This window comes from Rhizobium sp. BK212, from assembly GCF_014197475.1.
GTDB lineage: Bacteria > Pseudomonadota > Alphaproteobacteria > Rhizobiales > Rhizobiaceae > Rhizobium > Rhizobium anhuiense.
The window spans coordinates 267,482-286,221 of the sequence record NZ_JACIFS010000009.1; the positions used below are offsets into that span (position 1 = coordinate 267,482).

Below are 18,740 nucleotides of genomic sequence, written 5' to 3' on the forward strand. Positions count from 1 at the left end.
ATTGGTCTGACAGGGGATAGTATGACAGTGGGACTACAGGGAAAGTTGCGCATGCTCACAAGCCGATTGGTTGCGAGCAGCGCGTTGATAACGGTGTCGTTCGGATCGGCAGGCATCGGCTGGGCACAGGACAATTCGGCCGAAGAGGCGACGCAATTGGCCCCGATCGTCATAACGGGCAAGTCGGATCGTGTGGTTGGCCCGGATCGCACCATCGTCGCCAAGAATACCGCCACCGGCACCAAAACAGACACTCCGGTCATCGATGTCCCGGCCTCCGTATCGGTGGTGACGCAAAAGGAGTTGGAAGAGCGTCATGTGGACAATCTTCAGCAGGCGGTCGCTTATACTGCCGGCGTCTTTTCGGATGAGTTCGGCAACGACGACCGGTACGATTATATAAGAATTCGCGGCTTTGATCAGACGGCGCTCGGCACCTATCGGGATGGTCTGGCGGCGCGTATTCCCGCGTGGTTCACGGCCAGCCGCCTTGAACCCTATGGTCTTCAGCGCGTCGAGGTCCTGAAGGGATCGACTTCGACCCTCTTCGGTCTCAACGGTCCGGGAGGACTGGTCAATGCGATCACCAAGCGGCCCTTGGATGAGAAGCATGGCGAAGTTTACACCTCCTATGGTGATGGCACCAAGGAAGTAGGCGCGGATTTCGGCGGGCCGATCGATCCCGACGGCGTGTGGAGCTACCGGCTTACCGCACTTGCCAAGGACGGTGATCAGGGCTGGGATCATTCGAACGACGACCGCACCTACGTTGCACCGGCCCTGACGATCAAACCGGAAGAGGGGACCTCGCTCACCATCCTGACCGACTATTACAAACGCGATGGAACGGGCGCACGCGGATTTCCCACGGACGCCGATATCGATATCGACACCTTCCTCGGCGAGCCGGACTTCAATCGCTTCAATACGGAGCAGGCCGACATCGGCTATCAGTTCGAACACGAGATCAATGAAAATCTGACCTTTCGCTCGAATGCCCGCTATACGCATCTCGAGCTCGACTATGCCGAAGTCTATGGCGCATCACTGGATCCGACCGCCGATCGAACGGCGTTCTCGGTCGACGGCATGTCCAACCGTTATGCCATCGACAATCAGCTGCAATATGATGCGACATGGAACGGGATCGACAGCAAGACGCTGGTCGGCGTCGATTACACCAACGACAATACGCGCGAGAACATCCTGTTCGGGACGGCCGGACCGATCGATATCAACGACCCCGTCTATTGCGGTCTCTCCTGCATCAATCTCGGCCCGTACGTGAACTGGCGCGTCAAGCAGCAGGCGGTCGGGATCTACGCGCAGGAGCAACTGACCTTCGACGACCGATGGATCGTTACCCTGGGCGGACGATGGGACCATGTCCACACGACTGCGGATTACCTCGACAGCGGGACAAGCGACGACGACACTGCGTCAGCCTTCACCAAGCGTGCCGGGCTGACGTATAAATTTACGCCGAATCTCGCAGCCTATGCGAACTATTCGGAAAGCTTCCAGCCGCTCGTCGCGCAGACCGCAAACGGATACACCGTGACGGGCTCGCTGAAGCCACAGGAAGGTGAACAATACGAGATTGGCCTCAAATATCGCCCTGATGGGTTTGATGGCCTCTTCACCTTGGCGCTGTTTGATCTTACCCAAACGAATGTGCCGAGCTATGTCACCCCTCTGGTTCAGGAGCAGATCGGCAAGGTGGGTGTGCGCGGCATCGAACTCGAAGGCAAAGCCGCAATCAACGACAGGCTTAATCTCACGCTTGCTTATTCCTATTGGGACGCCGAAATCCGCGAGGACGGCACCGGCGGCAACATCGGTAACCGGCCTTCACGCGTGCCGCGGCACTTGGCATCCGCCTGGCTCGACTACACGATCCCCGGAGACGGAAAGCGCGGCGACCTGACGCTCGGCGGCGGTGTGCGTTATATCGGCCAGTCCTATGGGGACGATGCAAATACCGTATCGGTTGCCGCCTACACGCTGTTTGATGCCGCGGTCAGCTACAAGGTGACCGAGGACGTGACGCTCGCCGTCAACGCGACGAACCTGTTCGATCGCAAATATATCGCCAGCAGCTACTACGGAACCGAGTTCTACGGCGATCGGCGCAAGGTCGTCGGCACGCTGAAGTATTCCTGGTAAAGGTGACGGACGCCGCCTTGTCCGATCAAGGCGGCGTCCGCAATCTGAACGTCGAAGTTATAAGGATCGCTGCGCTGTAGCCAGTGTTCCAAGGCATCTATACCGAACGCCATGGTGAATGTTCATCTTTCGATGAACGGCCGCCCTTACCGTCTTCGACCATAGAAGCTATTCGCTATCGGTGCTGCCAGCGCCCTATCGTCGGAAGAAGCCGAACATCGCACCGGTATCCTGCTGGTGTCTGCCTCATGACCGGCCTTCCTGTGGCAACCCTCAGCCGACACCGCGCTTGCGCATCATCAGCATCAGGAACGGTGCTCCGATGAGTGCGGAAACGAGACCGGCCGGGATCTGATAGGGCGATACGATCGTGCGACCAACAAAATCGGCGGCAACCATAAGCCCCCCGCCGATCAGAGCGGCGCCAGCCATTTGCGGCAACGCGCGCGTCAGTCCCGCCTCCCGCGCCAGGTGAGGTCCCATCAGGCCGATAAATGATAAGGGGCCGACCGTCAGCGTCGCGGCGGCCGTCAACAATCCTGCGAGGCCAAAAAGCGCAAATCGCGATTTCGCCAATGGTACGCCGACCGCCGCCGAAGGCGACGGCCCAAGGGGAAGTATGTCAAGCCAGCGGCGGGCGGCGAGCGCAACGGCAATCAGCACAGCGCCGAGCGCTGCCTCCGTTGCCGCGGTCGACCCTTCGATGAGGTAGGTGGACCCGCTCATCCACCGCATCAGCAGAACGGCTCTCGGATCTCCCGTCGAGCTCAACACGCCGACGACGGCATCGACCATCGCGCTTAAGGCAATGCCCGCAAGCAGGACCCGCTCGGGAGCGAAGGCCGATCGCCGGGAACTGGCGAAGATGATGGCAAGCACACTGATCGCACCGGCCACGGCAAACGCAAATTGACCGGAAAATCCGGGAGCGACGGCAAAGAGGGCAATCGCAACGCCGAAGGTCGCGCCGGCACTGATCCCGAGAACTTCGGGACTTGCCATTTCATTTCCGGTCAACCGCTGAAGGATCGAGCCCGCGACCGCAAGCATCGCGCCCGATGCCAGAGCGGCGAGGATTTTAGGTATCCTGATGGCAAGGACATCGTACGAGAATTCGCCGGAAGCGAAGGCCCAGCCGCCATTGACGTCACGTCCGAGAAAAACGCTGACCATCAACAGCATAAGCAGGCCGGCAGCAGCGATGACGACCGGTGCGGTTCCATCCCATCGACGTGACCGTCCGAACGCCGGCGATTGCTGCAACCTATGACGGATCTTCAGCCGCGGCAGGAGCGCGAGGAGCAGCGGCGAACCGAAGATGGCCGTTACCGCTCCCGTCGGCAAGAAATCACCAAGCCCGCCTGCGACCAGTTGCAGAACAGAGTCTGCGAAGAGAAGCAGCCCGGCGCCGATCAGGGGAGACCAGAAGATGAGCTGCGCGGGACGTCGTGCTCCGGACAATCGTGCAATCGTCGGCGCGACCAGTCCAATGAACCCAATGACCCCGACAGCGCTGGTGACAAATGCAGCAAGCGCGACAGCAAGGGCGACGACAATGAAACGCAGACGGACCAATCGGACGCCGAGCGCCGTGGAACTGCTCTCGCCAAGATCGAGCAGCGAAAGCGGTCTGATCACGAAAGTGCAGACGATGGCGGCGACGCCCAACTTCCAAAGAAGCGATACGGGAATGACCCAACTTTGCTGGGCCAGCGAGCCGGCGCCCCAGATGAACAGGCTCGAGAGGTAGCGCTGGTTCAGATAGATCAGGATCGCAGAGAGGCCGCCACACCACAGACTGAGAACCAGCCCCGACAGAACAAGCGAATAAGGCGAAAAACCGCGGCGCGCGCCAAGGCTAACGACGATCACGGCCGCGGTCGCACTGCCGGTCAGAGCGACAAGATCACGGCCGACCCCGAGCAGGTCCGGGAGAAACAACGATGTTACCACCAGCGCCAGGTTTGCTCCGGCCGACACGCCGAGGGTGGTAGGGTCGGCGAGCGGGTTTCGCAAAACCTGCTGAAACAGCGCACCAGACAAGGCAAGCATAGCGCCGGCAACGAGCGCCGTCGCAAGGCGGGGAAGCGTCGAATAGTACAATACCATTCGCGTGACATCGTAATTCGGTAGCGCCATTTCAGACAGCGCAGGAGCGGCAAGAAACCACGATGCCACGCCTCCACCGCCAATTAGGAGGAGGAAGACTAATGCTGGCCCGATATTGTCGCGGCGGGATATCATCATGCTTCTTTTTCCAGAAGATCTGTCAAAAGGCCCGCGAAGCGCATGGCCTCGTTCACCATGCCAAACATCAGGGCCGGCGGCAGAATCGACAGGTGGCCGGGACGCGCGAAGGCCAACCTGTTCCACAGCGGGCTCTGAGCGAGTTTCGGAAGAACGTCCGGAGGAACGGGGTCGAAGGCGATCAGACGCGCATCTGGATCGGTGATCTTGGAGAGCTCTTCAATGCCGATCGTTTCAAAACCCCAATAATTCGACTCTCTGGTCCAGGCGTTCCGGACACCGATGCGCTCGAGCACATTGTGGAACAGCCCGGGACTCGAATAGATGCGGACATGGCGGGCATCCATGAAATTCACCAGGGCGACCGGCGGCAGGTTCTTGTCCGCCAGGCGGCTGCGGCATCGCTCGAAGAAGGCGTCGGCGCGCGCGAGGAACTGCTCCGCCTCATTCTGACGACCAAGCTCAACGGCCAATTTGCGCGTCGCCGCAATGGCGGCGGGAAGAATAGCTCCAATGCCCGGCACAAAGATTTCCAGCCGAACGACTTTCGCCACCGACTGCAGCTTGGGCAAGAGCTCATCGAGGTAGGGTGTGGTCAAGATGATATCGGGCTTCAGCGCGACGAGAATTTCAAAATTGACCTCGAACGCACTGCCGATATCGACGACGGATTCTGGCATTCGCGGCTCGACAACCCATCTGTCCCAATCGGCGAGGTCCGAGATCCCGACCGGAGCCAATCCGAGGGATAAAAGCGTGGACGCAAGACCGTAGTCGAGGCTGACGACCCTTGGGCCGATCGACTGCGCAAACAGCGGAGCCGGAATGGCCGAGGCCGCCGCGAACTGCAGAAGGAAGCGCCGCGAAACACCCATTGAACACCCAACCTCAGCAAACATAGGCGAGCGGGTAGGGCAGGGTGGGCGCGGAGATCACATCCATGTCGATCCCATAGATCTCCTGCAACGTCTTCGGCGCGAGGATCGCGCTCGGTGTTCCGCTGGCAACCACGCCACCGCGTTTCAATGCGTGGATCCGATCGCAGAAACGCGCGGCCATGTTGATGTCGTGAAGAACGATGACGACGCTCCTTCCGCCCTCATGCGCCAAGCGTCGCACAAGTGAGAGCACCTCAATCTGGTGGGCAACATCGAGTGCCGCCGTCGGTTCATCGAGCAACAGGCAGCGGGCATCCTGAGCGATCAGCATGGCGATCCAGGCTCGTTGCCGCTCACCGCCCGACAGTGTTCCGACGATACGGTCGGCGAACTTCTCGATATGCGTTGCTTGAAGGGCCTCTTCGACTTTCCCTTCATCGTCCTTGGTGAAGCGGCCAAGCGCGCCGTGCCACGGGTAGCGGCCGCATCCCACAAGCTCGCGGACCGTCATGTCCGCTCCGGTCGTGACGTCCTGGGGCAGATAGGCGACCGAACGCGCGAAGGCGCGTTCGCTATACGTCCTCAGATCGCGGTTTCCGTAAGAGATCGATCCGGCGCTCGGCACGAGCTGGCGCGCCAGCATTTTGAGAAGGCTGGATTTACCGGAGCCGTTGTGGCCGACCAGTGCCACGACTTCTCCTGCCGGAAATGTCAGGCTTACGGCGGAGAGAATTGCGTTCCCCTCGATCGAAAGACCTATATTTTCGGCGACAAAAGTTTCGGCCGCTCGAGGCGGATCTTGCATCGGGGGGAGTATGGCCACGTGACATCCTTTAACCGGGTGATAGGTCGGTACTAAAGATGAGAGCAGCAATCAACTATTTTCGCTTCTTTCGACGCGGCTGCCCTGCTGCTCGTCACCAGCATGCGGCCGCACGCCTTTCGCCACTTGGTCAGCCTGGTTTTTCGAGGCAAGAACCAGGCTGACAAGATGACCTTTGCGACGCCGCGCAAGGGTCCACGGCACTTGAACGGCAGGTGGCCTACGACAACGGTAAGGGTCACCACCGGAGTGTTCAAGTGACCCGGCAATCCGCTCAGATCAGCCCGTATTGTTCCGCCTTGTTGCGCAGGAATGGCAGGCCATTGCCCATGACCTCTTCCATATCGCGTGCAACGGGGCGCCAGACAGCCAGGCCATAGGCGACCTCAGGCGGCATATTGATGAAGCTTTCCATGGCAAGTCCGCCCTTGAAACCGATTGCAGCGAGCGCGGCATAGATCGCATCCCACGGAATGTTGCCGTAACCCGGCGTGCCGCGGTCGCTTTCGGAAAGATGGATGTACTTCAGGTGATCCCGGGCGATGAGGATGCCGTTGGCTGCGCCCTTCTCCTCGATATTCATGTGGTAAGTGTCGAGATGAACGAAGATGTTATCCGCGCCGACACGCTCCACCATGTCGACGGCCTGCTGCGCCGAATTGATCAGGTGGTTCTCGTAGCGGTTCACGGCCTCGACACCGAGCTGGATGCCGTACTTCCTGGCGTGTTTTGCCGCAACGTCGAGCACCTTGGCGATGTTGTCGTATTCGCCCTGCGTCGGCGGCACGCCGGTGCGTTCGCCGATGCCGCCGAAGATGACGCCGGACAGGGCTTCGGCACTCATTTCCGCGGTCTTTTCGATCGCAACCTTCAGATGCTCGATTGCTGCATCCGGGCGGATGGAGGCCCAGGCGTGCTCCGGCAGGCCGAGCGAGCAGACGGCGCGCAGCTTGTTCTTTTCAAGCAGGTCGCGAGTGTGTTTGGCATCGACGGCAGGCGCGTTGAGCAGCGCGATCTCGATGAAATCCATCTTGTAGTGCACGGCCCCGGCAATCGCCTTCTCGGCGCCTGCGCGGTCCCAGTTCATGGTCCACATGCTGGTGTGAACGCCGAAACCTTCCATGGTCGTATCTCCTATTTCATGATTCTGATGAACTTGGCCGAGAACCACCGCAGCACCATCACGACGATGAGCAGGATGCCCCAGACGGCAGTGGTGAGATGCTGGTTGGCGCCGAGCAGGTTGAGCCCCGAAGAGAGAAGCTGCAGCACGATGAGCGCCACGAAGACGGGCAGGACGCGGCCGAAGCCGCCGAAAGGATTGATGCCGCCGAGGAAGCAGGCGAGCACGGTGATCAGCAGATAGGATTCGCCGTGGCCGACGCGCACCGAATTGAAGCGCGCAAGCATGATGATGCCGGCAACCGCAGCCATCACCCCGGAGAGCATATAGACCAGCACCAGGATCTTGCGGGTGTTGATGCCGGAATAGCGGGCAGACTCGATATTGGAGCCGATCATGTAGGTGGAAAAGCCGAGCTTGGAGCGCGAGAGCAGGATGTGGCTGGCAATCACGCAGGCGATCAGGATCAACAAAGGTACCGGGATGCCGAGGATGCTGCCATGGCCGATGGGAGCGATGAAGCTGGGGAAGCCCGAGATATCGCCGCCGCGCGTCAGGAACTCACCGAGGCCGCGCAGGAAGATCATCATCGACAGCGAAACGAGGATGGGGTGGGCGCGGGTAAAGGCGATGACGAGTCCCATGACCAGGCCGCTTGCCGCGCCGACGGCAAGCGCCAGAACCGAGCCGAGCAGAAAGGCGCCCGGACCGGCGTCGATGCCGCCATTGGCCTGCAGCGTCCAGGCGAGCGTCAGGCCGGCGATGTTGGCGGTGAAGGTGATCGCAAGGTTGAGGCCACCGGTCAGGATCGGCATCAGCATCGCAAGCGTCAAGACGCCCAGTTCCGGAAGCTGAAAGGCGACCGATCCGAAGGTCGCGCCCGTCAGGAAATGGGGCGAAGCGAAACCGAAGACGACAAGCACCGCCGCCAGCGCGGCGAGGGGACCGGCCATGTCGGCGCCGAAGATGGCGTTGAAGCGGGCGGCGAGCGCGTTCATCAGCTCTCTCCCCTTTCTGCAGGTCTGTCACCGGTCGATTTGCGGGTCGCAAACACCGGCACCAGATTGCCGATGCGAGCGCTCGACAAGGTGATCGCAACGAGGATGATCGCGCCGACGATCATCTTGAAGGCGAAGGGCGAAACGCCCATCAGGTTGAGGCCGTTCTGGGTGATCGAGACGAGCAGCACGCCCAACACGCAACCGAGCACGGAGCCCTTGCCGCCGCCCAGCCGCGCACCGCCGAGCACCACTGCGGCCAGGACATCGAGCTCGCGGCCATAGAGTGCGTTCGGAACGACCTCCTGCGCATAATGCGCCTGCATCAGCCCGGCGATGCCTGCCATCAATCCAAGCCAGCCGAAGGCGATGAACTGCATGGCGCCGATATTGATGCCGAAGCGGCGCGCGCCTTCCGGATTGTCACCGAAGGCATAGAGCTGCCGGCCGGTCGTCGTGCGGGTAATGAAGAACCAGGTGGCGAGCGTGCAGACGACCATGACCACAACAGGCAAGGTGATCTCAGCCCAGCTCCCATCGGCCATTTCGCGCTCGTAGATGATGACGCGGCTCGTCAGCCAGTCGGGCAGATTGTAGATCGACACACCCTTGGTGAAGAACATCAGCAAGCCGAAATAGACGTTGAAGGTTGCGATCGTCGCGACGATCGAGATGATGCGAAAGCGGTGGATCAGGAAGGCGTTGATCACGCCGAGCACGATGCCGATGCCGGCCGCAATCAGGAAGCCGGATATCCATCCACCCCCGCCGATCCGCTCGAGCGCAAGTGCAGTGACGTATTGCACGATCGAGGCGGCGACGGCGAAGGAGATGTCGATCCCGCCTGATATCAGCACCACGAGCAGGCCAACGGCAAAGATAATGTTGACCGCGCTGATATTGAGCAGGTCGAAGACATTGCCGAGCGTCAAGAAACGGTCGGTCATGAAAGCCAGGACAATGCTCATCGCGATGATGACGGCGATGAGCACGAATTCAGTCGTATGGGCCAGGAACAGCTTACGCATAGACCGCCGCCTCCAGGTCCTTCAGTGTGGTCGCGCGCGGATCATGCCAGCCGGCGATGCGGCCCTTTTCCATATGGATGATCCGATCGGCGTTGAAATAGACCTCCGGCACCTCGTCCGAAATCAGGATGATAGCCAGCCCCGCCTCGGCGAGACGCGCAACGATTTCGAAGATACCGGCGCGTGCGCCGACATCGACGCCGACCGTGGGCGCATCGAGGATCAGCACCTTGGGATCGGTGGCGAGCCATTTGGCGATCGCGACGCGCTGCTGATTGCCGCCCGAAAGCGTCGAGATCGCATCGTCCTGCTTGCCGATCCTGACGCCGAGATCAGCGATCCAGCGAGCGACGAGCGAGCGCTTCTTTTCCGGCGAAATGAGCCGCCGGCCCAGGATGCGGTTGAGCGAGGCCATGACCAGATTGTCGGCGATGGATTGCGGCTGGTTGAGACCGAGCGAAAGGCGGTCTTCGGAGAGATAGGCGACACCTGATGTGATCGCCTCGCGGTTGGAGGCAAAGCGCACCGGCTTTCCCTCCAACACGATCGTTCCGGCGGCGGGCCGGCGCATGCCGAACAGCGTAAGCGCAAGTTCGGTGCGCCCCGAGCCAAGCAGGCCGGTTATCCCGAGCGTCTCGCCACGGCGCAGATCAAAGGAGATGTCGTCGAACTCGCCAGGCCGGGAAAGCTTGCTGACCGAGAGCACCACCGGGTTCTGCGATACGTCGCGGGCGAGAACATTCTGGTCGAAGGTGCGCCCGGTCATCAGCTCGGTGATGTCAGACTGGGTCATGCCCTCCACCGGATAGACCCCGACCAGCGCGCCATCGCGCAGCACCGTGATGCGCGAGGAGATATCCAGCACTTCCGCAAGGCGATGGCTGACGAAGACCACGGCAACACCCGAAGCCGACAGCGTGCGCACGATCGCCAGCAGATGGTCGGTCTCAGACTGGGTGAGCGAGGCGGTCGGCTCGTCCATGAAGACGATCCGGGCCTCTCCGACCAGCGCGCGGGCAATGGCGACGATCTGACGCTGCGCGATGGCGAAATCCTTGAGCGGCCTGTCGACGTCGAGGGTGACGCCAAGCCGGGCGAGCGCCTCCTCGGCTATTCCGCGGATCGCGGCATAATTGACGAAGCGCGGGCGCGAACCGGAAAGGGTCTGGAAGGCGATGTTTTCCGCCACGCTCATTTCCGGAAAGAGCGCGAGGTCCTGCCAGATGATCTGGATGCCGCGGGACTGGGCCATGCCTGGCGTCATGTGGGATATCGTCTCGCCGTCAAAGACGATCTCGGCGCCGTCTGCAGGCCGATAGACGCCTGATATCACCTTGATAAGGGTGCTCTTGCCGGAACCGTTCTCGCCGGCCAGGCAATGCACTTCGCCGGGCAAGACTTCGAAGGAGACGTTTTTCAGCGCCTTCACACCGCCGAATGTCATGTTGATGCCGCGAAGCGAAAGAAGCGGCGGGGCCTTCACACCATCATCCGTTGCCATGCTCATGCCGGTTGCCTGTCCAGTCGAATGCCATGAAAGGTCAATGGTCCAGCCATGGCCGGATACCGCTCTTTTCCCGAACGTCGGGCCGGTCCATGTCGACCGGCCCGACACCCGGGGAGGGGGCCTCTTCAGAGGCCCATTGCGGCCAGGTCGTCGACCGTATCCTTGTTGATCGGCAGCAGTTGATCGACGATGATGTCGTTGCCAACCGGCTTGATCACGCCGAGACCCGGAATGTCATCACCTTCCTTGACGCTCTCGCCCTTGATCAAGCGATCGGCGAGCGTGACGAAGACTTCGCCGGCCTGCTTCGGATTCCACATGAAGCCGCCCGATATCGCGTCGGACTTGATCAGCTTCTGGCCCTGGCCGGGCGAGAACGGACCGAGCACGAAGATTTTGCCCGTCTTGCGGCGTTCTTCGACAGCGCGCCCGGCGCCGATTGGACCCTGGCTGCCGAAGGCAAGGAAGCCTTTCAGATCCGGATGGGCGGCAATAAGGTCGAGCGCCGTCGAGCGGCTCTTGTCGACGTCTTCCGCGACGCCATAGCGATCGCCGACGAGTTTCATGTCCGGATAGTTCGCCTTGATATAGGCGATTGCGGCGTCCGCCCAGGCATTGTGCAGCGGGACGGTCAGCGAACCGACGAAGACGGCATATTCGCCCTTGCCGCCCATCTTTTCGGCGAGCAGCTTGCCATGGGCCTCACCAAATCCGGTCGACGATGCGAGCTCGAAATTCCAGTTGGCGCCCTTCTGCGAGGGCGATTCATGCGTAATGACCTTGATGCCGGCGGCTTGCGCCTTGGTGAGCACGGGCTCGAGCACCTTGGCATCGTTCGGGACCACGCCGATGACCTTGACGCCCTGGGCGATCAGATCCTCGATGGCGCGTACCTGCAGCGCCGGGTCGGCACTGGTCGGGCCGATCATGAAGGCATCGACCCCTAACTTCTGGCCCTGTTCCTTGATGCCGGCTTCCATCGCGTTGAACCAGGGAATGCCGCCGATCTTGACGACAATGCCGACCTTCGGCGCGTCCTGTGCAAACGCGACCACCGCCCCGGCAAGCGACAGCGATGCGGCAAATGCCGCTACGATAAGGCTCCTCATCCTCACTCCTCCTCAAAGGTCGCTCATGCGAACGACGACCACCGGCCGGCTTCACGGCAGGTTGCTCCTGGTTGTTTCATGGCGAGGGAATACCCTTGCCTCCCGTCTCGCCTCCTCCGGCGAACCATCCTGCACAATCGATCTTTCTTTTTTGCACAATCGATGGTGCAATAACTATCGATCAAGGTGGGGCTTTCGTCAAGAGGGGTTTGTTTCTAAGGGAACGATAGAGGAAGGGCTGGGAATGACGGACATCAGCAAGAAAAAGGCGACAATCTACGATCTCTCGATCCTATCGGGCGCGTCGCCTTCCACCGTGAGCGCCGTGCTGAACGGAAGCTGGCGGAAGCGGCGTATCAAAGAGGCGACGGCCCAGCTCATTCAGAAGCTGGCGAACGAGCACGGCTATAAGGCAAATCTGCAGGCGCGTGGCCTGCGGTCGTCCCGCTCCGGCCTCGTCGGTCTTCTCCTGCCGGTGCACGACAACCGCTATTTCTCCTCCATGGCGCAGTCTTTCGAGGCGCAGGTCCGAAGCCGCGGCCAGTGCCCGCTCGTCGTCAGCGCCTGTCGCGACCCGGAGGAGGAGCGCCAGGTCGTCGAGACGCTGATCTCCTATTCTATCGACGAGCTGTTCATCGCCGGCGCGACCGATCCGGATGGCGTGCACAAGGTCTGCGAAAAGGCGGGGCTGAAGCATGTCAACATCGATCTGCCGGGCACGCTGGCGCCGTCGATCATCAGCGACAATTATGAAGGCGCGCGCATGCTGACACAGGCGATCATCGAGCGCGCACAGGAGGATGGCCCGCTTTCGCCCGACGATCTGTACCTGTTCGGCGGCCGCAACGACCATGCCAGCCATGAGCGAATTCGCGGGTTCCGCGACGTAAAGCGCGCCCTGCTGGGCGCGGATCCGGACATCTGCATCCAGCCGACCGGCTATTCCCCCGCCATGACTGCCCGCGCCTTCGAAGCCTTCTACGAAGGCCACGGAAAGCTGCCACGCGCATTTTTCGTCAATTCCTCGATCAATCTCGAAGGGCTGATGCGCTTCCTCGCGCTGCATCCGCACGAGACCTTCGCCGATATCATCGTCGGCTGCTACGACTACGATCCCTTCGGCTCCTTCCTGCCTTTCCCCGTCTTCATGATCCGGCAGGATAGCGAGGCGATGATCACCAGGGGGTTTGCGATCCTCGATGCGGATCGCGGCCCGGCAATCACCCATCTGGTGCAGCCGACACTCGTGCCGCCGCGCACGGCGCTGATCGGCCCACTCGATGCGTTGAAGGATATCGAGTAATGCGTCCTGTCTCGTTCTAGATGACGGCCCCAAATTCTTTGATGCCTGATCGCCAGACACGACGCCGTCATCACGTATTCAAGTCGCTATCAATCCCATCCGCTCGTCTCCCAGATCTCGTTCAGACTCGGGGAGAGTGACATTCCAACTTTTGCAGAAACAGGACGCTTCAACTTTGCGGCTACAACAATTTGCGGCATAAGCTGAATTATGGAACTTTCCTGAACTGGCTCCGGTTGGGAGCCGGACCGCTGTCCGGCTCTTTGCGATCTAAGCCGCCAGGACACCGCTCTTCTTTGCCGTCCACGTGGCGATGTAGTCCATCAGACCAGGTGAGAGGCAGTCATAAGGCGCAAGATCCAGCTCGGTGAGACGCTCACGGATTGCATCCATCTTCGAGGGGTCATAGCCAGCCTCGATGATTGAGGATACGAAAGCGGCAAATCCGGGTTCCGCCCATCCTTCTTCTTCGAAACGCTCAGGATGGACGAAGGATAAGCCCTTGAACGGATGATCCCGGTCCACCGGCCCATACATATGGATACCGCACTCCTTGCAGGCGTGTCGCTGGATGAGGGCTGTTGCGTCGACGACCGTGAGCTTATCGCCGTTCTCAACGACTTCCACGGCTTCCGTGGGTACCACTGCAACAATCGAGAAGTTTGCGCCTACCGGTTTCCAGCACTTGGTGCAGCCGCAGGCATGATTATGGGCGATATCGCCGTTGATCTTCACCTTTACAGGGTTCGTCGTGCACTCACATATGAGAGTGCCTCCAGCGAACGGGCCGCCGCCCTTTTTCAATCCCCCATCGACATAAGGGTGTATGGTTGCCATTGCTTCTTTCCTCCTATTTGGCCAGACAACTGCGCCCGGCTTTCAGATCGGCAGGTGGCCGATCAGCGATTAGGCCGCTCGATTGGAACTCGCTACAGTTCGACAGCGTAGTAGGTGAAGCCGCCTTCGTCCTTTCCGACACCAGAAATGGCTTCATTGATCCTCTCCAGCGGCCAAACCATCGGTGACATGACCGACATGTCGATGATCCCTGCTTCGACCATCGCCGCAATCTCCACCCCTTCTGCGGCCGTGAACCAAACCGAGCCGATCAATTCCATCTGCTCGTCCATCCACCATTTGACGTCGACGGGCAAAGCCCCAGACGTGCCGCCGATATTGACGACGCGCCCTCCCCGTTTGACGCCACCCATGGCGTCCAGCATGGAGTCGAGCGGCGCCTTGGCGCCGAGCGTATCAAGCATCAAGTCCGCGCCGCTCCCGTTAGTCTGCTCCTTGACGAAAGCTCCTGAGGATCCCTTCACGTTCGAGAACGTGACGATCCGGTCCGGCGCGATCGCTTTCAGCCGCTTGAGCAAGGTCTCGCCCCTGGCCACGGCGTAGATTTTGGCAACGCCCATCGCCAATGCGAACAGCGTTGCACCCAAGCCTAGCGTCCCAGTGGCGCCGTTGATGATCAGAGTCTTGCCCATGAGCGGACCGCATTTTTTGAGCGCGGCATAGGAGGTGCCGAGATAGCCCATACGGGAACCCTGGACGAACGTCATATTGTCGGGGATTTTGATGACCTGAGCCTGCGGTGCGAGCATGAATTCGCCGAACCCGCCGTAAGGATAACGGGCGAACATATCCATGCTTTTTTGGTTGTAGCCGAAGTAACCGCCAAGCGTCCAATATTCGCAGGCCTGCGGCTTGCCCGAAGAACAATGATGACATGCACCACAGAAGCGGCCGGGATTCACGTACACCCTGTCGCCCGGCTTAATACTGACCACTTGGGGACCGACCTCGTGAACCACTCCACTTGGATCGAGGCCATGAATCGCGGGCCGTGGCGGCAATGGCATCTGCGGATACCAAGTCTCCCAGTTGGCCAGAACATTCGCGAGATTCGGAACCATTCCGCAGGCTTTCACGCGGACGATCACGTCACTTCCGGTGGCCTTCGGACGCTCGACCTCATCAATGCTCATCGGCTGACCCACGGCATGAAGCCGGGCGGCACGCATCAGTTCCATTGGTATTCCTCCCAAACTCAAAGATTGCGTCGTATTGACATCCTATATAGATTGTGAATACCGTTTAGTATCTGAAAAGGCAAGCGGGGAATGGCAACTATCCTCGCCGACCCGGCGGAGGCCGGCGTCAAGGAGGAGAAATGGATTTCGTTTTGGTTGACTGGCTCCGCATTCTCTGCGGCGTCTGGTTCATTCCGCATCTCATCGGCAAGGGCCTGCACTATGAGAAAGCCGGGAGTACATTCGAAGCGGCGGGTTTCAAGCCCGGAAGACTTTTCGTGGGCCTTACCATGGTTGCTGAGGCATGTGCCGCAGTGGGCATGACTTTTACTGTCTACCCCAGGGTTGCAGCCGTCGTAGGTGCCTCGGTATTGCTCGGGGCCGGCTACGCGGTCGTGAAGATCAACGGCATGAACTGGCGCTGGCAGAAGATGGGGCCGGAGTATCCGATCTTCTGGGCACTCATTTGTCTGCTAACGGCTCTTGTATGATCACTGCATTTTGAGGTACGCCTCGGTGTCTGGATACGCGAGAACGGGAATTGCGAATGGCACGGCTGACACGTGAGCAAAGTCAGGCTCGAACGAAAGAGAAGCTTCTAGCGTCGGCGTATGAAGTCATGGCACGCTACGGTTACGCTGGGGCTTCGATTGAGCGGATCGCCGAGGAGGCCGGTTATTCGAAAGGAGCGTTCTATTCGAACTTTGCCAATAAGGAAGACATCTTCCTCCAACTCCTCGCCGGCAATGCCGGTGGCGACGTGGTCCAACTGACGGAACTTCTCGGGAAATGTGATGACCCGATGGACCTCATCGACGTTCTCGCAACGTGGGCGAACAATCGCGGAGATGACCGCAAGTGGGGGATGTTGGCGATCGAGCTGCTGCGCATGGCACAGCATGATCACACGCTGGGAGATCGTCACATCAAGCTTTTCCGGGATCAATGGGAAGGCGTAGGTAAGATCCTCATCGACAAGTTGGATCTCGTTATGCAGCCTCCTGCAAGCCCATTCTATATCGGCGGTATCGTTCTCGAGCTCACCTATGGCGGCATTTCGAGCTTCCTCAAGGACGGAGCGCCTGGGGACATGGTCCGGGTCGTCTTGCGAGACATGTACCGCTCGTCGCGGGCAACCACGCCCGGTGTCCCTGCAAAAGCCTGACAGAGGCCATCTGCCGTCGACATGAGAAACGGGCGGCTCTGCCTTAGTCGTCCCGCACGCACTTAACCTGTCAACATTCTGTCGATCGTCGAAGCTGCGGCGCTGCGGGGGGAAAGCACCCACATTGCGCCTATAGCAAGCTTGACATCTAAAAATTCAAAGACTAGGTTTCATTCAAAGTCTATTTGGTATGTGAAAACCGTCTGGTATTTAAACTACAGACTGCGTCGACCGCTGTTGAGGAGCATGCGGGCTATGGGGGGGATTATGAGCAAAGGTAAGATGACAGTGAACTGTCGAAGCACGCAAGCCGGAGGCTAAGGCACCGGTTTTGTCGGCGCCGGGTGCACGCGTCAGCGTGCTGGCGCTGCAGGATATACATCTCGCAATTCGGAAGACTTCGCATGTTTGGATTTGGCAACTCCCCGCAGGAGGCGCTGGCCGCGTCCCTGCTCGCCATGGTGCTCGTCGGCATTGTCGCGTCGGGCCTGATGCGCTGGCGCCGCCTGATGCGCCCCACTGACCTCCTAATGCCTGCTGCCTTGCTGGCAGCCTATTGGCTCGTCTACAACAAAGTGCCGGCTTTTCCGCCTGTCGGGGCGGTCAACAAGGTATTCTATGTGATTGTTATCGGGACGGCGGTGGGGTTCGCGGTCGAGATCGCCGCCCAACGCGCGGTTCGAGTTGTGTCGCTTTTTCAGCCGGTGGCGGCCGCATTCTATATTGGCCTGCCCCGCTTGGGAGTGGCGACGTGGGAAGTGGTGGCTGCTGCAACGGCTGGCGTGGCTATAGTGTGGCTCGTCTTGCGCGGGGCGTCGGTTCGCGTGGAGGATGACGTAAAGCGAGGCGGCGTCGTTGCCGTGCTCGCGCTCGGCTTCGCGCCGATAGCCCTTCTAGGTGCATCGTCCTCTTCGTTTCAGCTCTGTCTGATGCTCGCAGCGGGTTGCTTGGGAATTCTCCTGGTACACATCATCAATCCCGTTTTCCGCTTTGGCGGCGCCTCGGCGACCGGTGCATTGGGTGGACTGATTTCCGTCGCTTACACCGTGATATTGATCACGCGCAAAGCCGATCCCATCGCCATCGCGATCCTCGGCCTCTGCGTTGTGCTGCCAGTGTTCTCGGAGGGCATCTGCCGGCTGCTTGCTGTATCTCGGCAGTTTCCGCGCCTTTTCGTCCATATCGCCCTGGCTGCGCTTCCGGCCGCGTTGGCGGTCGTTGTCGCGTTCCTGGACTATGGATCGAGTTTTCCAGCTTAATATGAGGAGGAGAATGAAAATGAAACACAGACTTGCAGCATTGTTGCTTTCGATGGCGTCGCTCGCCGGAACAGTGTCGCCCACCTGGGCCACCAAATTCGACATCGACCCGGTCCATTCAGGGATCGCGTTTTACATAGATCACCTCGGCTTCTCGAAAGTGATTGGCGTCGCGCAGGAATTCTCAGGCGCTTTCGAATTCGATGCCACGAAGCCCGAGGGAAGCAGCCTTGATGTCAAAGTCGCGGTCGGTTCGATCTCGACGAACAACAAGCAGCGCGACGGCGACATACAGGGCGCCGATTGGTTCAATGCCACGGAATTTCCGGAAATCACCTTCGTCGGCAAGGAATTCAAGAAAACCTCCGACACCACGGGACAAATTATTGGCGACCTAACCATTGCCGGGGTCACCAAGTCCGCTGCCCTGGATGTCAAGTTCAATAAGGAAGGCCAGAACCCGTGGGACAAAAGCCACGTGGTCGGCTTCAGCGCGACAACCAAGGTGAAGCGGAGCGATTTCGGCATGAAGGCAGCGCTCGGAATGATCGGTGATGAGGTCGAGCTCGTGATTCAGGTGGAAGGCCGCGAGCACCAAGGCTGATCAAACAATCCGGACCGTAGGGTCCCTTCCCGAAAGGATACCGTCGCCACAAAGCGGCGGTATTTTTCCGTATGGGCGCAACCCTTATGCCGTCCGGCCTGGGATAGGCAGCCGAGTTGGTTTTTCCGGCTTCTCAGATACTTTTGGGTATGCAAATACGAAATGGTATGTTAACGAGAGCTAGCGCTGCTGGAAGGCAGGGATAAAGCCGTTAGCGCGCATCGGGAGGATCTTTACATGCGTTCGTTTGCAGTCCTCGTTTGTGGTGAGGCCGCGCCGCCAAGCTCGACCGTATCCGGAGTGACAACGGCCGATCAAAATCTCCCTCATTCATCTGCGACGTAACACTCGCACTCAGGCCGCGCCGCGGCAAATTTGGTAACAATCGAAAGGAAACCCATGGACGTTCGCGCCGCCGTTGCCGTTCAGGCCGGAAAACCGCTCGAAGTGATGACCGTGCAGCTGGAAGGGCCGCGGGCCGGCGAAGTGCTGGT

Annotated in this window: 16 protein-coding genes and 1 pseudogene; 7 read left to right on the forward strand and 10 right to left on the reverse strand. The window is 60.0% G+C overall.

Translation table 11 applies throughout. The features are described 5' to 3' along the window. Positions 1 to 21: 21 nt before the first annotated feature. Positions 22 to 2,166 carry a TonB-dependent siderophore receptor gene (locus tag FHT79_RS25825; protein WP_028758657.1) on the forward strand — a complete coding sequence of 715 codons (2,145 nt, stop codon included), beginning with the start codon at positions 22 to 24 and terminating at the stop codon, positions 2,164 to 2,166. Between the two features lie 273 nt (positions 2,167 to 2,439). On the opposite strand, the gene fhuB is transcribed toward FHT79_RS25825, so the two are convergent. The 8 genes from fhuB to FHT79_RS25865 all read right to left on the reverse strand — a co-directional run bounded on the left by fhuB (position 2,440) and on the right by FHT79_RS25865 (position 11,879). Next, positions 2,440 to 4,410 (reverse strand): Fe(3+)-hydroxamate ABC transporter permease FhuB, encoded by a 1,971-nt coding sequence (fhuB, locus tag FHT79_RS25830; RefSeq protein ID WP_183904450.1) that lies wholly within the window; start codon positions 4,408 to 4,410, stop codon positions 2,440 to 2,442. Beyond that, positions 4,410 to 5,288 (reverse strand): iron-siderophore ABC transporter substrate-binding protein, encoded by an 879-nt coding sequence (locus FHT79_RS25835; protein WP_028758656.1) that lies wholly within the window; start codon positions 5,286 to 5,288, stop codon positions 4,410 to 4,412. The genes fhuB and FHT79_RS25835 overlap by 1 nt, the downstream gene beginning before the upstream one ends. A 13-nt stretch (positions 5,289 to 5,301) precedes the next feature. After that, a complete protein-coding gene (locus tag FHT79_RS25840) occupies positions 5,302 to 6,096 on the reverse strand; it encodes an ATP-binding cassette domain-containing protein (protein ID WP_028758655.1) in 795 nt (264 codons plus the stop codon). A gap of 292 nt (positions 6,097 to 6,388) precedes the next feature. Then, entirely contained in the window at positions 6,389 to 7,237 is an 849-nt protein-coding gene (locus FHT79_RS25845; RefSeq protein ID WP_028758654.1) for a sugar phosphate isomerase/epimerase, read from the reverse strand. Between the two features lie 11 nt (positions 7,238 to 7,248). After that, a complete protein-coding gene (locus FHT79_RS25850) occupies positions 7,249 to 8,235 on the reverse strand; it encodes an ABC transporter permease (RefSeq protein WP_183904438.1) in 987 nt (328 codons plus the stop codon). After that, the gene (locus tag FHT79_RS25855; RefSeq protein WP_028758916.1) at positions 8,235 to 9,263 is read right to left on the reverse strand and encodes an ABC transporter permease; all 1,029 of its coding nucleotides are present in this window, start codon (positions 9,261 to 9,263) and stop codon (positions 8,235 to 8,237) included. Before FHT79_RS25855 ends, FHT79_RS25850 begins: the two co-directional genes overlap by 1 nt. Continuing rightward, positions 9,256 to 10,770, reverse strand: a complete 1,515-nt coding sequence (locus FHT79_RS25860; protein ID WP_132574759.1) for a sugar ABC transporter ATP-binding protein — start codon at positions 10,768 to 10,770, stop codon at positions 9,256 to 9,258. Before FHT79_RS25860 ends, FHT79_RS25855 begins: the two co-directional genes overlap by 8 nt. Positions 10,771 to 10,895: 125 nt before the next feature. After that, entirely contained in the window at positions 10,896 to 11,879 is a 984-nt protein-coding gene (locus tag FHT79_RS25865; protein ID WP_168333058.1) for an autoinducer 2 ABC transporter substrate-binding protein, read from the reverse strand. A gap of 244 nt (positions 11,880 to 12,123) precedes the next feature. Here FHT79_RS25865 and FHT79_RS25870 point away from each other — a divergent pair, with 244 nt between their 5' ends. Further along, on the forward strand, positions 12,124 to 13,182 hold the full coding sequence (locus tag FHT79_RS25870) for a LacI family DNA-binding transcriptional regulator (protein ID WP_047616954.1): 1,059 nt from the start codon (positions 12,124 to 12,126) through the stop codon (positions 13,180 to 13,182). A 270-nt stretch (positions 13,183 to 13,452) separates the two neighbouring features. Here FHT79_RS25870 and gfa read toward each other — a convergent pair whose 3' ends face one another. Continuing rightward, positions 13,453 to 14,019, reverse strand: a complete 567-nt coding sequence (gene gfa, locus FHT79_RS25875; RefSeq protein WP_183904439.1) for an S-(hydroxymethyl)glutathione synthase — start codon at positions 14,017 to 14,019, stop codon at positions 13,453 to 13,455. Positions 14,020 to 14,111: 92 nt separating this feature from the next. Then, a complete protein-coding gene (locus FHT79_RS25880) occupies positions 14,112 to 15,218 on the reverse strand; it encodes an alcohol dehydrogenase catalytic domain-containing protein (protein WP_183904440.1) in 1,107 nt (368 codons plus the stop codon). Positions 15,219 to 15,358: 140 nt separating this feature from the next. Here FHT79_RS25880 and FHT79_RS25885 point away from each other — a divergent pair, with 140 nt between their 5' ends. The 5 genes and pseudogenes from FHT79_RS25885 to FHT79_RS31955 form a co-directional block, all read left to right on the forward strand. Further along, positions 15,359 to 15,709, forward strand: a complete 351-nt coding sequence (locus tag FHT79_RS25885; protein WP_047613853.1) for a DoxX family protein — start codon at positions 15,359 to 15,361, stop codon at positions 15,707 to 15,709. 56 nt (positions 15,710 to 15,765) lie between these two features. Then, positions 15,766 to 16,383, forward strand: coding sequence for a TetR/AcrR family transcriptional regulator (locus tag FHT79_RS25890; RefSeq protein WP_052213400.1), 618 nt, complete (start codon positions 15,766 to 15,768; stop codon positions 16,381 to 16,383). 404 nt (positions 16,384 to 16,787) lie between these two features. Continuing rightward, on the forward strand, positions 16,788 to 17,642 hold the full coding sequence (locus FHT79_RS25895; RefSeq protein WP_183904441.1) for a hypothetical protein: 855 nt from the start codon (positions 16,788 to 16,790) through the stop codon (positions 17,640 to 17,642). A 19-nt stretch (positions 17,643 to 17,661) separates the two neighbouring features. Further along, on the forward strand, positions 17,662 to 18,246 hold the full coding sequence (locus FHT79_RS25900; protein ID WP_183904442.1) for a YceI family protein: 585 nt from the start codon (positions 17,662 to 17,664) through the stop codon (positions 18,244 to 18,246). Positions 18,247 to 18,645: 399 nt separating this feature from the next. Continuing rightward, a pseudogene (locus FHT79_RS31955) lies at positions 18,646 to 18,740 on the forward strand (GNAT family N-acetyltransferase); the annotation flags it as partial.

What these genes read in the sequence shown, in the direction of transcription:
- FHT79_RS25825 (WP_028758657.1), top strand. Translation starts at nt 22, where the DNA reads ATGACAGTGGGACTACAGGGAAAGTTGCGCATGCTCACAAGCCGATTG.
- fhuB (WP_183904450.1), bottom strand. Translation starts at nt 4,410, where the DNA reads ATGATATCCCGCCGCGACAATATCGGGCCAGCATTAGTCTTCCTCCTC.
- FHT79_RS25835 (WP_028758656.1), bottom strand. Translation starts at nt 5,288, where the DNA reads ATGGGTGTTTCGCGGCGCTTCCTTCTGCAGTTCGCGGCGGCCTCGGCC.
- FHT79_RS25840 (WP_028758655.1), bottom strand. Translation starts at nt 6,096, where the DNA reads ATGCAAGATCCGCCTCGAGCGGCCGAAACTTTTGTCGCCGAAAATATA.
- FHT79_RS25845 (WP_028758654.1), bottom strand. Translation starts at nt 7,237, where the DNA reads ATGGAAGGTTTCGGCGTTCACACCAGCATGTGGACCATGAACTGGGAC.
- FHT79_RS25850 (WP_183904438.1), bottom strand. Translation starts at nt 8,235, where the DNA reads ATGAACGCGCTCGCCGCCCGCTTCAACGCCATCTTCGGCGCCGACATG.
- FHT79_RS25855 (WP_028758916.1), bottom strand. Translation starts at nt 9,263, where the DNA reads ATGCGTAAGCTGTTCCTGGCCCATACGACTGAATTCGTGCTCATCGCC.
- FHT79_RS25860 (WP_132574759.1), bottom strand. Translation starts at nt 10,770, where the DNA reads ATGAGCATGGCAACGGATGATGGTGTGAAGGCCCCGCCGCTTCTTTCG.
- FHT79_RS25865 (WP_168333058.1), bottom strand. Translation starts at nt 11,879, where the DNA reads ATGAGGAGCCTTATCGTAGCGGCATTTGCCGCATCGCTGTCGCTTGCC.
- FHT79_RS25870 (WP_047616954.1), top strand. Translation starts at nt 12,124, where the DNA reads ATGACGGACATCAGCAAGAAAAAGGCGACAATCTACGATCTCTCGATC.
- gfa (WP_183904439.1), bottom strand. Translation starts at nt 14,019, where the DNA reads ATGGCAACCATACACCCTTATGTCGATGGGGGATTGAAAAAGGGCGGC.
- FHT79_RS25880 (WP_183904440.1), bottom strand. Translation starts at nt 15,218, where the DNA reads ATGGAACTGATGCGTGCCGCCCGGCTTCATGCCGTGGGTCAGCCGATG.
- FHT79_RS25885 (WP_047613853.1), top strand. Translation starts at nt 15,359, where the DNA reads ATGGATTTCGTTTTGGTTGACTGGCTCCGCATTCTCTGCGGCGTCTGG.
- FHT79_RS25890 (WP_052213400.1), top strand. Translation starts at nt 15,766, where the DNA reads ATGGCACGGCTGACACGTGAGCAAAGTCAGGCTCGAACGAAAGAGAAG.
- FHT79_RS25895 (WP_183904441.1), top strand. Translation starts at nt 16,788, where the DNA reads ATGTTTGGATTTGGCAACTCCCCGCAGGAGGCGCTGGCCGCGTCCCTG.
- FHT79_RS25900 (WP_183904442.1), top strand. Translation starts at nt 17,662, where the DNA reads ATGAAACACAGACTTGCAGCATTGTTGCTTTCGATGGCGTCGCTCGCC.